Origin of the sequence: Streptomyces sp. NPDC015661 (assembly GCF_043077765.1) — a bacterium.
GTDB lineage: Bacteria > Actinomycetota > Actinomycetes > Streptomycetales > Streptomycetaceae > Streptomyces.
The window spans coordinates 693,590-706,478 of sequence record NZ_JBIBST010000002.1; the positions used below are offsets into that span (position 1 = coordinate 693,590).

Annotated in this window: 12 protein-coding genes; 7 read left to right on the plus strand and 5 right to left on the minus strand. The window is 72.8% G+C overall.

The window, feature by feature from the left end; translation table 11 throughout:
• The 5 genes from xdhC (at window position 1) to ACF07V_RS07700 (ending at window position 4,313) form a co-directional block, all read left to right on the plus strand.
• Window positions 1–810 (plus strand): xanthine dehydrogenase accessory protein XdhC, encoded by an 810-nt coding sequence (gene xdhC, locus ACF07V_RS07680; RefSeq protein ID WP_392152097.1) that lies wholly within the window; start codon window positions 1–3, stop codon window positions 808–810.
• 149 nt (window positions 811–959) lie between these two features.
• Window positions 960–1,403, plus strand: coding sequence for a VOC family protein (locus tag ACF07V_RS07685; protein WP_392152098.1), 444 nt, complete (start codon window positions 960–962; stop codon window positions 1,401–1,403).
• Window positions 1,404–1,717: 314 nt separating this feature from the next.
• A complete protein-coding gene (locus ACF07V_RS07690) occupies window positions 1,718–2,515 on the plus strand; it encodes a hypothetical protein (RefSeq protein ID WP_392152100.1) in 798 nt (265 codons plus the stop codon).
• A 246-nt stretch (window positions 2,516–2,761) separates the two neighbouring features.
• Entirely contained in the window at window positions 2,762–3,625 is an 864-nt protein-coding gene (locus ACF07V_RS07695) for a DUF1684 domain-containing protein (RefSeq protein WP_392152102.1), read from the plus strand.
• Window positions 3,626–3,779: 154 nt separating this feature from the next.
• Window positions 3,780–4,313: a rhodanese-like domain-containing protein gene (locus ACF07V_RS07700; protein ID WP_392152104.1), complete on the plus strand. Its 534-nt coding sequence runs from the start codon at window positions 3,780–3,782 to the stop codon at window positions 4,311–4,313.
• On the opposite strand, the gene ACF07V_RS07705 is transcribed toward ACF07V_RS07700, so the two are convergent.
• Together ACF07V_RS07705 and ACF07V_RS07710 are read right to left on the minus strand one after the other, a co-directional pair.
• A complete protein-coding gene (locus ACF07V_RS07705) occupies window positions 4,297–5,643 on the minus strand; it encodes a uracil-xanthine permease family protein (RefSeq protein ID WP_392152106.1) in 1,347 nt (448 codons plus the stop codon). The genes ACF07V_RS07700 and ACF07V_RS07705 overlap by 17 nt on opposite strands.
• Window positions 5,640–6,764, minus strand: coding sequence for an aryl-sulfate sulfotransferase (locus ACF07V_RS07710; protein WP_392152108.1), 1,125 nt, complete (start codon window positions 6,762–6,764; stop codon window positions 5,640–5,642). The genes ACF07V_RS07705 and ACF07V_RS07710 overlap by 4 nt, the downstream gene beginning before the upstream one ends.
• Before the next feature lie 173 nt (window positions 6,765–6,937).
• Here ACF07V_RS07710 and ACF07V_RS07715 point away from each other — a divergent pair, with 173 nt between their 5' ends.
• Window positions 6,938–7,492 (plus strand): helix-turn-helix domain-containing protein, encoded by a 555-nt coding sequence (locus ACF07V_RS07715; RefSeq protein ID WP_392152109.1) that lies wholly within the window; start codon window positions 6,938–6,940, stop codon window positions 7,490–7,492.
• Window positions 7,489–7,653, plus strand: a complete 165-nt coding sequence (locus tag ACF07V_RS07720) for a hypothetical protein (protein ID WP_392152111.1) — start codon at window positions 7,489–7,491, stop codon at window positions 7,651–7,653. The genes ACF07V_RS07715 and ACF07V_RS07720 overlap by 4 nt, the downstream gene beginning before the upstream one ends.
• 43 nt (window positions 7,654–7,696) lie before the next feature.
• Here the strand turns inward: ACF07V_RS07720 and ACF07V_RS07725 are convergent, their stop codons facing one another.
• The 3 genes from ACF07V_RS07725 to ACF07V_RS07735 form a co-directional block, all read right to left on the minus strand.
• A complete protein-coding gene (locus ACF07V_RS07725; protein WP_392152112.1) occupies window positions 7,697–9,583 on the minus strand; it encodes an AMP-dependent synthetase/ligase in 1,887 nt (628 codons plus the stop codon).
• Window positions 9,584–9,887: 304 nt separating this feature from the next.
• Window positions 9,888–11,144 (minus strand): serine hydrolase domain-containing protein, encoded by a 1,257-nt coding sequence (locus ACF07V_RS07730; protein ID WP_392152114.1) that lies wholly within the window; start codon window positions 11,142–11,144, stop codon window positions 9,888–9,890.
• Window positions 11,145–11,361: 217 nt separating this feature from the next.
• Window positions 11,362–12,798, minus strand: coding sequence for an MFS transporter (locus tag ACF07V_RS07735; RefSeq protein WP_392152116.1), 1,437 nt, complete (start codon window positions 12,796–12,798; stop codon window positions 11,362–11,364).
• Window positions 12,799–12,889: the final 91 nt, after the last annotated feature.

Here is a 12,889-nt window from a genome sequence, read left to right on the forward strand (position 1 = left end):
ATGACGTGGTTCGCCGCGGTCGCGCGGCTGCGGGCACGCCGGGAGTCCGGCGTGCTCGTGACCGTCGCGACCGTGCGCGGCCACGCCCCGCGCGACGCCGGCGCGAAACTCGTGGTGGGAAGGACCGAGACCTGGGGCTCGATCGGTGGCGGCAACGTGGAGGCCGTCGCGATCGACCGGGCCCGGGAGATGATCGCCGCGTCCGAGGCGGAGCCGGAGCTGATCGACTTCGCCCTGAACGACAAGGTGACCAACCGGCACGGCGTGCAGTGCTGCGGCGGCACGGTGTCGGTGCTGCTCGAACCGCTGCCGGTGGTACGGGCGGTGGCGATCTTCGGCGTCGGGCACGTGGGGCTCGAACTGGCGCGGATCCTGGCCCGCCAGGACCTCGACCTCCATCTCGTCGACACCCGCGCCGACACCCTCGCCGAGGAGCGGCTCGGCGTGCTCGCGGACGCGGTGGCGCAGGTGCGGGTGCACCACACGCCGCTGCTGCCGGAGGAGGTCCTGGAGGAGCTGCCGCTCGGCACCCACGTCCTGATCATGACCCATGACCACGCCGAGGACGCCGCGCTGTGCGACGCCGCCCTGCGCACCCCCCACCTCGGCTCCATCGGACTGATCGGCTCGGCGGCGAAGTGGGCGCGGTTCCGCAAACGCCTGGCGACCGAGGGCGGTCATGACGACGCCACCATCGACCGGATCAAGACGCCGATCGGTCTTGCCGACATCAACGGCAAGGAACCGGCGACGATCGCGGTGAGCGTGGCCGCCGACCTGCTGCGCACCTTCGAGACCGCGGGGCACTGACTCCCCTGCCCGCCGTGGTTCCGCTCACGGTGCCCCCACGCTCCGACACGCCCCTGGGGCGTGGGGACACCCGGCCATTTCGGGCATGAACGGTCAATTCATCCGCTAGGGTCACGAGTTCGCGTACCCGTGGTGTCAGGAGGCCCCGCATGGCGGTCCAGCGCATGGACAACGTCCTCATCGTCGTCGACGACCTCGACGACGTCCTCTCGTTCTTCGTCGAGCTCGGCATGGAACTGGAAGGCAGGAGGCCGCTTGAGGGGCCGTGGGTCGACCGGGTCGTCGGGATCGACGGCTGCCGGGAGGACATCGCCGTACTGCGCACCCCGGACGGTCACGGAAAGATCGAACTGGCGAAGTTCCACACGCCGGAGGCGATCCGCTCCGAACCGAGGGACGCGCCGGTGAACACGCTGGGCCTCCGGCGCGTCATGTTCGCCGTCGACGACATCGACGCGACCGTCTCCCGTCTGCGCGCCTCGCACGGCGCCGAACTCGTCGGCGAGGTGGTGCGGTACGAGGACGTCTACCTGCTCTGCTATCTCCGCGGCCCCGAGGGCATCGTCGTGGGGCTGGCCGAAGAGCTCGGCTGACGGTTCCCGAAGAGGGCCGGACTGCTCCTCCGACGGTTCCCGAAGAGGGCCGGACCGCTCCTCCGACGGTTCCCGAAGAGGGCCGGACCGCTCCTCCGACGGTTCCCGAAGAGGGCCGGACCGCTCCTCCGACGGTTCCCGAAGAGGCCCGGACCGCTCGGCGTACGGGCATCCGCTGCGCGGCCCAACGGTTGTCCCCCGTGCGTGGGCGAGCGAACGTTTCCGCTGTTCCGGGCCCGTGACGTGCCGGGCGATGATCGGCGCGCCCCGCCGGAGCCACCAGGGACTCCGGCCGTTCCCGGAGGTGTCCTCCCGTGCTGCTCGTCATCCTCGTCGCCGTCGGGGCTCTGCTCGCCGGCCTCGCCGCGAACCGGTACCTGCGGCCCCGGCTTCTCACTGAGGACGACGACACCGGGATGGCGGTCAAGGACCTCGTCGGCCCTCTCCTGACGCTCACCGTCCTGCTCCTCGCCTTCGTCCTGGTCACCGCGAACGGCTCGTACGGCAAGGCCGAGGTCGCCTCCCGCGGCGAGGCCCGCGCCCTCGACCAGCTCGTGGAGACCGCCGAGTACGCCCCGGCGGCCCAGCGCTCCCGGATCCAGGCCGACGCCGTCTGCTATGCCCGCGCCGTCCGCGAGCAGGAGTGGCCGGCCATGGCCGACGGCAAGGGCTCCCCGGCCCCCAGCGTGTGGTCCACGGACTTCCGCAGGACCTTCCGCACCCTGGAGGGCGAGACGGCCTTCGGGATGCTGATCGCCGCCGACAACAAGCGCTCCGACGAGCGCGAGGAACGCCTGACCCAGGCCACGGCCAGCATCCCCAGCGCCATCCTCTGGTTCCTGCTCGCCACCCTGACCATCACCGTGATGGGCCTCGGCATCTGCCTGCCCCGCAGGAACAACCGGGGCCAGGTGGTCACCCTCGTGGTGATCACCGCGCTGCTGACCACGACCCTGTGCATCATCCGGGACGTCGACCGGCCCTTCGGCGGCATCATCGACGTCGAGCCGACGGCGATCACCGAGGCCGAGCGGCAGGCCACCCGTGACTTCCTCGCCCACAGCAGGATCACCGAACTGCCCTGCGACGACCAGGGGAACCGGACCGCCTGAGCCGACTCCGACCGTGCGGGGATCACTGGCGCCCCGCACGGGAGTTGTGTTGTGATGAACCCATGAGCCTTCTCGTGACGCGCCGGCACGTGGACTACGTGCGCGTCACGACCATGGCGTGTTCCCGCTGACACCGAGGCCTCGACCCGGCGTCCGGACACCGACGCACACGCCCCCACCGCTCCTGGGCGCCCCCTGACGGCCTCGTCCTGCCTTCACCCCCTTCACCTCAGCAGGAGGAGACCCATGACCCTTCATGACACGACCCATGCCCCCGAGGCCGCCGGCGAGGCCGTCGCCGTCGACCCGGAGCTCTTCGCCGCGGAATGGGAGACGTGGCACCGGGACAAGGACGCCCGGCTCGCCTCGGAGCACGGCTTCCTCGCGATCACCGGTCTGCACTGGCTCTCCACCGAGCCGCAGTCCTTCCCCGGGACGCCGGGCACCTGGTCGACCGGACCCGAAGGCGTCGTCGTCGAGCTCGACGAGGGCACCGAACTCGTCGTCGACGGCGAAGTCGTCCGGGGGCGCCACCTGTTCGGCGTCGTCCCGGAGCGCGGCGGCATCGACGCCGTCTGGGGCGACACGGTGATCGAGGTCGCCAAGCGCGGCGGCAACGACATCATCCGGCCGCGCGACCCCGGGCACCCGCTGCGGGTCGCCTTCGACGGCACGCCCGCGTACGAGCCCGATCCGCGCTGGGTGGTCACGGGCCGGTACGAGACCTTCGACGCGCCGCGGCCGACGACGGTCGGCGCCTCCGTCGAGGGTCTGCAGCACGTGTACGACGCCCCGGGCCGGGTCGTCTTCCGGCTGGGCGGGCAGGAGTTGAGCCTGACCGCGTTCAACGGGCACGCGCCCGGCAGCCTCACGCTGCTGTTCACCGACGCGACCTCGGGCGTCACCACGTACGCGGCCAACCGGAACCTCACGGTGGAGAGCCCGGGACCCGACGGCACGGTCCTGCTCGACTTCAACCGCGCGACCAATCTGCCGTGCGCCTACACCGACTTCGCGACCTGCCCGCTGCCGCCCGCCGAGAACCGGCTGCCCGTCGCGGTCGAGGCCGGGGAGCGGATCCCCGACGAGCGCGGTCCGGACACCCCCTAGGGGGCGGCACGGTGTGTTGCCACGAGGTGACGGCGTCGTGGCAACCCCGTGGCGATACGGTCCGCTTACCTGCGACGCGGCCCCGGCTCGCCTAGCATCCCGGGACACGGCCGCGCCGCCGGTGCGTTCCGTTTCTCGTAAGGACAGGTTCCTCATGGGCATTTCCAGCACCCTCGGCGTCGACGAAGCACTGCCGCGGCTGACCGAGCTGAACGTGGTCGACGTCCGCACCCCGGGGGAGTTCGCATCCAACCGTCTGCCGGGTGCCGTCAACGTTCCCCTGGAGCGCCTCGACGGCAGCCTGGCGGACCTGCGGCTGGCCGCCGAGAACGGGACGCTGCTCCTGGTGTGCGCCTCCGGCACCCGCTCCGACAAGGGCGCCGAGGTGCTCGCCGCGCACGGGATCGCCGCCGCGAGCCTCGCCGGCGGCACCCGGGCCTGGGCCGCTGCCGGTCACGGCCTCGAGTACCCGCCCGGTCCCGTACGGGCCGTCTGGGGGATGGAGCGCCAGGTGCGGTTCACCGCCGGGTCCCTGGTGCTGCTCGGCCTGGTCCTCGGGCTGCTCGTGCATCCGGCGTTCCCGTTCCTCTCGGCGGCGATCGCGGGAGGCCTGGTGTTCTCGGCGGTCACCGACACCTGCGGCCTGGCGGTGGTTCTGGGGCGGCTTCCCTTCAATCGACGCGGTTAGCCGCCTCCGTGCCTCCGGGTCGGACCCGGCCGAGCAGCGCGGTGAGGAGGACCGCCGTCAGGGTGCCGGCGACGACGCCGCTGCCCAGGATCGTCCGGGCCCAGCCGGGGAAGCCCGCGTACAGGTCCGGGCTGAGCAGCGGCAGCAGGCCCGCGGTGAGTGCGAGCGCGGCCGTGAGCGAGCCCGTGCCCGTACCGGACAGATCGGCCCGTCGGAGCATCTCGACGCCCATGACCGCGATCACGGCGTAGACGACGAGGGCTGAACCGCCCACGACGGCCTCGGGTATGCCGGCCAGGGCCCGGGAGACGGGCGCGGCCAGGCCGAGGACGACCAGGAGCACTCCGGCGCCGGCGGTCACGAAACGGCTGCGGACTCCGGTGAGCCGGCCGATGCCGATGTTCTCGGCGCTGGTGACCATGAGGGAGGTGCCGAAGAGTCCACCGGCCAGGGACACCAGGGCATCGGCGCGGGCGACGCGGGGAACGTCGCGCTCGGGTGCGGGGGTCCGGCCCACGGTCTCGCTGTTGAGCACGGTCTGTCCGGTGATCTCGGCCAGGGTGGTGAGGCTGAACACGAGGAGCGGGAGCGCGGCCACGAGGTCGAACCGCGGTGTGCCGAAGGGCAGGAACACGGGAAGCGCGAAGCCGCTGCCGGCCGCGGGGCTGAAGGAGCCCAGGCCGGTCACCACCGCCAGGACGGTTCCCGCCGCCATCCCGAGGAGGACGGAGGTCTGTCGCCAGACGCCGCGCAGGAACACGTACGCGGTGACGGTCGCCGCGACGGTGAGTGCGGCGAGGAGCACCGCGCGGGGCTCCCCCGTACCGTCCGGCCCGGTGACGAGCCGGGCGGCGACCCGGATCATCGCGACCCCGATGAGGAGCACGGTCACGCCCATGACGAGCGGCGGGAAGAGCCGTACGACCCGGGCGTACAGCGGAAGGACCGCGAGCAGCAGCGCGGCGGCGAGGAGGACGGCGCCGGTGGCGGTCGCCGGCCCGTGTTCCTGGGCGATCTGGAGGAACAGCGCGGTCGCGGCGCCGCCGGGCAGCATGACGAACGGCAGGCGGCCGCCGATCCGCCACACGCCGAGGGACTGGAGCAGGGCGCCCGCGCCGCACAGGAGCAGGACGGTGCTGAGCAGCGAGGCCGTCGCTCCGGGCGTCATCTTCAGGCTGCCGGCGACGAGGAAGACGGTGGAGACCGGGGCGGCGATCATCGCGAGGACGTGCTGGGCCGCGAGCGGTACGAGGCGCGGGACCGGGACGCGCGCGTCGACGGCCTCGACCGGGCGTGACTCCGCGGGCGTGGGGACGGGTGCGGTTCTCATGCCGTCGCCTCCAGCCACGGGATGTCGGCGGCGGTGTAGCGGTAGGCACGGAAGACGGCGTTGGGCTGGGAGGGGAAGAGGCTGCGGACCTCGCTCTCGCCGTAGCCGGCGAAGTACGGGACGACGTACTCCCAGCACAGGTAGCCGTCCTTCGTCACCTCGAACAGCCGGCCGGACGGAGAGTCGGTGACGAGCGTGTTGCCGTTCGGCAGGCGCTGCGCGGAGCCCATGAAGGGCGCGAAGAAGAACTCGCGGGCCGGGTCGTGGTACTCCCACACGATCCCGCCGTCGGCCCGGTCGATCTCGATGACGCGGGAGTACGGGACGTCGTGGCCGGGGCGGAAGACGCCGTTGTCGAAGACGAGGAGCCGGCCGTCGTCCAGCTCGGTCGGCGCGTGCTGCTGGCTGACGGTGCCGGGCCGGCTGCGCCAGAGGATCTCGCCGGTCTCGCGGCTGATGACGACGACGGCCGAGACGCTGCGCAGGCTCGCGAGGATGTTGCCGTCGCGGAGGGGGGTGACGCTGTTGATGAGCGGCCAGTGCTCGCGGGCGTACGCCTCGTGCAGCGGGAAGGCCTCGTGGTCGAGGTGCTCCGCGGCGCGCCAGGACCACAGGAGTTCGCCGTCGGGGCCGACCTCCTTGATGGTGTCGGCCCACACGAGGCCGCCCTCGGCCTCGGAGCCGGGCACTCCGCCGCGTACCGCCGCCGCCTCGGCGCCGGCGAGGGGTTCCAGGGCGGTGTAGAGAATCCGGCCGTCGTCGAGGTGGTGGGCGTCGTGGTGCTGGAGGGGGTCGCGGTGCTCACGCAGCACGGTTCCGTCGGGTGCCGCGTGGAGCATGATGCCGCCGCGGTACTTGTGCCACATCGGGAAGAGGGCCTTCTCCCCCGGGAGGACGCCGTTGTAGGCGAGGGTTCCGTCGGCGAGCAGCCGGGCGTGGCGGCCGGGGCGGTACGGCAGGTCCCACTGGTGGACCGTGCGGCCGTGCAGGTCGATCAGGTGGACCTCCCCGGTGCCGGTGAGCGGCGCGTAGAGGGTGTACCCCTCGGACGCGGCCGTCTCGTCGAGGGCGATGAGGCCGGTGGGACGTCGGCGGCGTGAGTTCTGGTCGATCGTGGGCACGTCGGAGCTCCTCCTTCAAACTTTCTTTGATGAGAACAACCGACTTTGACGTTAGGGGCGTTGTGTGACGGGCGTGTGTCAGGAGTACGAAACCGTTTCCGGGCTTCGCCACCGCGCCGCGTAGGGTGCCGTCAGGCGCCACCGGGTGCCGCAGGGAAGGGACGGGACCATCCATGGAGGCCGCGAACACACCGCGGGTGGGCGCCGCCGTGCGCCGCCGGCGACGGGCACTCGACCTGACGCTCGCCGAGGTGGCGCGGAGCAGCGGGCTGTCCTCCCCCTTCCTCAGCCAGATCGAGAACGACCGGGCGCGGCCCAGCATGCGCTCGCTCCAGCGGATCGCGGACGCCCTCGGGACCACGGCCGTCCAGCTGCTCGCGGCCTCCGACGAGACCCGAACGGTCGACGTGGTGCGCGCCGACGACGACAGCGGTCTCGACCGGGAGGCGCGTGTCCGTCCGGTGGTGCGCGGCCGGCATCAGCTGCACGCCCTTGAGTTCGTCGGCGCGCACGAGGCGGACCGCGAGTTCCGGCACCGCAACGACGAGCTGTTGTACGTCGCGGACGGCGCGGTGGAGGTGGAGGCCGAGGGGCGCGTCCACCGCCTCGGCCGCGGGGACACGCTGCTGCTGTCCGGCGGCGTCCGCCACCGCTGGCGCACCACCGAACCGGGCTCCCGGATCCTGGCGGTCGCGATCGGGGACCACGTGGAGGTACTGGAGTCGTGACCTGGACGGCACCACCCGTCGTACGCACCGAACAGCTCGGCCGCCTCGGCACCGTGACGGAACGTCAGATGCTGGAGTGCCGGCTCACGGGGCACCGGGAGACGCTGCTCGCCAAGTGCGCGGCACATGGCGGAGGTGGAGGGGCGACGGGGGACGGGTGACGTCCGGTACGGCGTTCGGGGCTGCCGTACCGGACGGGCCGGGTCAGGCCTCGCGGGCGCCCTCGTACATGGCCTCGACGAGTTCGGCGTACGCGCGCTCCACGACCGGCCGCTTCACCTTGAGGCTCGGCGTGAGTTCACCGTGTTCGACGTCCAGGTCGCGCGGCAGGAGCGAGAACTTCTTGATCGTCTGCCAGCGCTGGAGGTCACCGTTGACGCGCTGGACGAAGCCGTCGATCAGCGCCCGCACCTCCGGCGCGGAGACGACCTCGGCGTAGCCGCGGCCCCCGAGGCCGTTCGACACGGCCCAGGGCATGATCGCGGTCTCGTCGAGCGCGATCAGGGCCGTGCAGTAGTTGCGGCCGTTGCCGATGACCAGGATGTTGCTGACGAACGGGCAGACGGCCTTGAACCGGCCCTCGATCTCCGTGGGCGCCACGTACTTGCCGCCCGAGGTCTTGAACAGGTCCTTCTTCCGGTCCGTGATCCGGACGAAGCCCTCGTCGTCGATCTCGCCGATGTCCCCGGTGCGGAACCAGCCGTCGCTCTCCAGGACTTCGGCCGTCTTCTCGGGAAGGTTGTGGTAGCCGCGCATGATGCCGGGCCCCCGCAGGAGGATCTCCCCGTCCTCGGCGATGCGGACCTCGGTGCCCGGCAGGGGCCTGCCGACCGTGCCGACCCGGAAGTCGTCGACCGGGTTGACCGTGCAGGCCGCGCTGGTCTCCGTCAGACCGTAGCCCTCCAGGACGGGCACGCCCGCGCCGGCGAAGAAGTAGGCGATGTCGGGGGCGAGCGCGGCGCTGCCCGAGGCGCTGCCGCGGAGCTCTCCGCCGAACGCCGCCCGTATCTTGCCGTAGACCAGCCTGTCGGCGAGGGCGTGCTGGGCGCCGAGCCACAGGGGCACCTTGCGGCTGCCCGTCGCCACCAGGCTCTCCTGCCCGGTCCTGGCGTGGTCGCGGGCGACCTTGGCCGCCCACCGGAAGATCCTGTACTTCGCGCCGCCCTCGGCCCTCGCCTTCGCGGCGATGCCGTTGTAGACCTTCTCGAAGACCCTCGGCGCCGAGGCCATCACGGTGGGCCGGACGATCGGCAGGTTGCTGACGATGCGGTCGATCCGCCCGTCCACCGCGATCACGTGCCCGGTCTGCACCTGGCCGGAGATCAGCGCCTTGCCGAAGACGTGGGACAGCGGAAGCCAGAGGAACTGCACGTCGTCGGGTTCGAGGAGACCGCTGACCTCCTGGGCGGCGCCCTGGTAGGACCAGCAGTCGTGCACCAGACGCACGCCCTTGGGGCGGCCGGTGGTGCCGGAGGTGTAGATCAGGGTGGCGAGCTGCTCCCGCTCGATGCCCCCGACCGTCGTGTCGATCGCTTCCGGGTGCTCCCGGAGGTACGCCGCGCCGCGCTCCTCCAGCTCGGCGAGGGACAGCACCTCCAGGCCTTTGACCTGCGGGAGGTCCGCCTCCGGATCGAAGAGGATCGCGAGGCCGAGCCCGGGCAGCCGGTCCGCGTGCTCGACGACCTTGGCCAGTTGGGCGGCGTTCTCGACGAAGATCGCCCGGCTGTCGGAGTCGGCGAGGATGTACGCCGTCTCCTCGGCGTTGGTGCTGGGGTAGACGGCCGTCGCGGCGGCGCCCGCGCACATGACCCCGAGATCGGCGAGGATCCACTCCACCCGCGTCGAGGAGGAGATGGCCACGCGCTCCTCGGTCCGCAGACCGAGGGCGAGCAGGCCGGCGGCGATCGCCCTCACCCGCTCGGCCGTCTGGGCCCAGGTCAGCGAGCGCCATTCCTCGGCACCGGAAGCGCCCTGACCGGCCGGCACGGGGTAGCGGTAGGCCTCCCGTTCGGGGGTGGCCTCGACCCGCGAGAGGAAGAGGTGCGCGATCGAACGCGGCCGGTTTTCGAGCAGGTGTTGCGCGGAACTCATTGGCGACCTCCGGACCGAGTGCGCCCGTCAACGTTATTGACCGGCTGGTAACTTGCGCGCACGGGTGAGGCTAAGGGGGAAACCCGCCGCCGCGTAAGGGGTCGGTCCGCGTCCGTCTCCGGACCGCCGCCGCCCAGGAGGCGGACCGCATCCGTCTCCGGGCCACCGCCACTCAGGAGGGCGGACCGCATCCGCCTCCTGGCCACCGCCACTCAGATGGTGCTTCAGCCGGAGGGCAGCCCGGTGGTGACGTACCTGGGGTACGCGGTCCACCGGGCCTGAGCCGCTCCCCCTACGCCCGCGGTCACCGGACCCCGGGGCCCCGGTCGCTCAACAGGGCGCAGACGAACTGCTCCTCGGTCGCGCGCAGCCGGGTCAGCAGGTCGGGGTCGGACGTGACCTGGCTGGTGACGGAGACCGTCACCGTGCGCCGGCCGTCCCGCGTCGCCGCGGCGAACTGGGTGTAGCCGGGGGTGTTGCCGGTGTGGCCGAGGACCGTGCCGCAGCGGGTGGTGTAGCGGAAGATCCCCAGGCCGGCCGCGTTGACGCCGGGGCCGGCCGGTTCGGAGGAGCCGCCGGGGAGGAAGTCCTGCTGGGCGCGGCGGGTGGTGGGGGTGAGCAGCTCCGGTCCGGCGTAGCCGCCGATGAAGCCGCTGAGGTCGGCGGGGGTGGAGACGATGCCGCCGGACGCCCAGGCACCGGAGGCGCTGAGCGCCTCGCTCACGTCCTCGGGCGGCTCGCCGGGGGCGGTGAAGTAGCCGTGCAGGAAGGGGCGGGGAAGCCGGTAGTCCTGGGGGAGGCTGGTCGCCCTCAGGTCGAGCGGGCGGTACACCAGGTGCTTCAGGAGCGACTCGTACGGGCGGCCGGTGGCCTGTTCGGCCATCAGGGCGACGGCGATGTTGTCCGAGTTGGAGTAGGCGTAGCGGCTGCCCGGCGGGAAGAGGAGCGGCCGGTCGGCCACGAAGTCGAGGAGGTGCCGGGAGTCGAAGTGGTGGCGGGGGTCGGCGCGGACGATGTCCTGGAAGGCCTGGCTCCTGCTGAAGTCCGGCAGTCCGCTGGTGTGCTGGAGGAGCTGGCGCAGGGTCACCGCGTGCCAGTCGGCGGGCAGTTGCGGCAGCCGGCGGCCGATGGTGTCGTCCAGGTCCAGGGCGCGCCGGTCCACGAGGCTCAGCGCTACGGCGCCGCTGAAGGCCTTGGCCACGCTGGCGATGCGCATGTGGTCGTCGGGCCGGGGCGGGCGGCCCGTGCCCACCTCGGCCGTGCCGGCCCGGTAGACCTGCCGTACGCCGTCCCGGGTCAGGACCGCGATCGCGCCGGGCGGGCCGCCCGGAGCGGCCACGAGGTCCGCGAGGGCCTTGCGCAGTGCGGGGTCGCCGTGGCCCGCGTCGTACGGGGCGGCGGCGGTGACCGGTGCCGTCGTGGCGCCGCTCAGGACGGCGGCCGCCACGACCGCCCCGGCGGCCGCCGTACGGATTCGGTGCCTCGGGCGGGGGCCGGTGCGGCCACGGGCGGAGCTCGTGGAACTCCGCCCGGCGTACGCGGCGGGGACACGTCGGGGCATTGCGCTACCTCCTCGGTTGCGGGACCGGGAACGGCGGACGGTGCCGCGGGCCCGGATCCGGCGGACGACCGGCGCTGCGGGCCCTCGTCGGCCACCAGGCTGCGCTGTCCCAGGATCCGGCCACCGTCTCGCGGTACGGGCTCCGCCGCGCGCCGTCTGCGCCATCCGGCCCACACACACGCGCGCGTGAGGGCGGCGAGCCCGCGGGCGGCCTCCGTCAGCGGGCGGCAGCCGTCTCCCCGGACCCGGTCCGGTAGCCGAAGGTCACCAGGACGGTGGCGACCAGGACGACGGCGCCCACCGTGCGCAGCGCCGGACTCATCGCGTCGGCGAAGGATCCCGCGCGGGCGTCGGCCTCGTGGACGGCGAGTACGGTGCCGGTGACGGCCACGCCGAGGGCGGCGCCCATCTCCCGGGCCGAGGTGCCCAGGCCGGAGCCGAGACCGGCCTGGTGCGCGGGGAGAGCGGAGACGACGCCGACGGTCAGGGCGGGCATGCACAGGCCGGTTCCCGCCGAGATGACGAGGAGCCAGCAGGCGTACAGCGCGTACGGCGTGGTCGCGGCGGCGGTGGAGGCTCCGAGGAGTCCGGCGCCGATCAGGAACAGCCCGGTGGCGACGGCGGGGCGCGGGCCCGAGGCGGCCTGCCAGCGGGCCGCGACCTTGGGGAAGAGGGCCATGCCGATGGTGAGCGGGACGATGGCGAGCCCGGTGACGGCGGGGCCGTACCCCTTGACGTACTGGAGGTACTGGGAGTTGGCGTAGAAGAGCGAGAAGAGGCCGAAGAAGCCGGTGGCCGTGCCCAGGACGGCGGCGCGCAGGTGCCGGGAGCGGAAGACCCGCGGGTCGAACAGGGCGGCCTGCGAGCGGAGCGCGTACCGGGTGAAGAGACCGGCCAGTGCCACGCCCACGGCGAAGAAGGCGAGGATACGGGGCGAGGTCCAGCCGTACGTCGGGCCTTCGATGATGCCCGCGAGGAGGGCGACCAGGGCCGCGACGAGCAGCAGGGTGCCGCGGGGGTCGGGGCGCCCGTGCGGGGAGCGCTCGGTGCGCGGCACGGCGACCGCGACGGTCAGGGCGAGCAGTGCTGCCAGGGGGACCATCACCCAGAACAGGGCGCGCCAGGTGAGGAACTGGCCGGCCGCTCCCCCGCCGACGTTGCCCGCGAGGCCGCCCAGGCCGACGGCGAGGGTCCAGGAGGCGAGGGCCCGCGCCCGCCGTTCCGGTCCGGCGAGCTGCACGAGGATCGACATGGTCGCGGGCATGATGCAGGCGGCCCCCGCGCCGGACACCCCGCGTCCGGCGATCAGGAGCGCGGGCGACGCGGCCAGGGCGCTGAGCGTGGCTCCCGCGGCGAACAGCGCGAGACCGACGAGCAGCACGCCCTTGCGGCCGCGGCGGTCACCGAGTGCTCCGGCGGGGATGAGCAGTCCGGCGAAGACGATGACGTACGCGTCCACCGTCCACAGCAGCTCGGTCGCGGACGGATGCAGGGAGGAGGCCGCGAGTTGGGGGATGAGGAGGTTGATGGCGGCGACCATGCTCTGGGCGACGAGGACGCAGGCGCACAGCGCGAGCAGGGTCGACCGCGTGAGCGGTCCCGGCACGGTGTCGGCCGGGGCGGCGGGAGGCGGCGAGAGGGCAGGCGAGGACATGGCTCCTCCGGGGAGCGTCGTGGTGAGGGAAGGTGCGCCCACCGTAGGCTCGACCCATGGATTACCTCCAGTGCATCTTTCGCAAGGGATG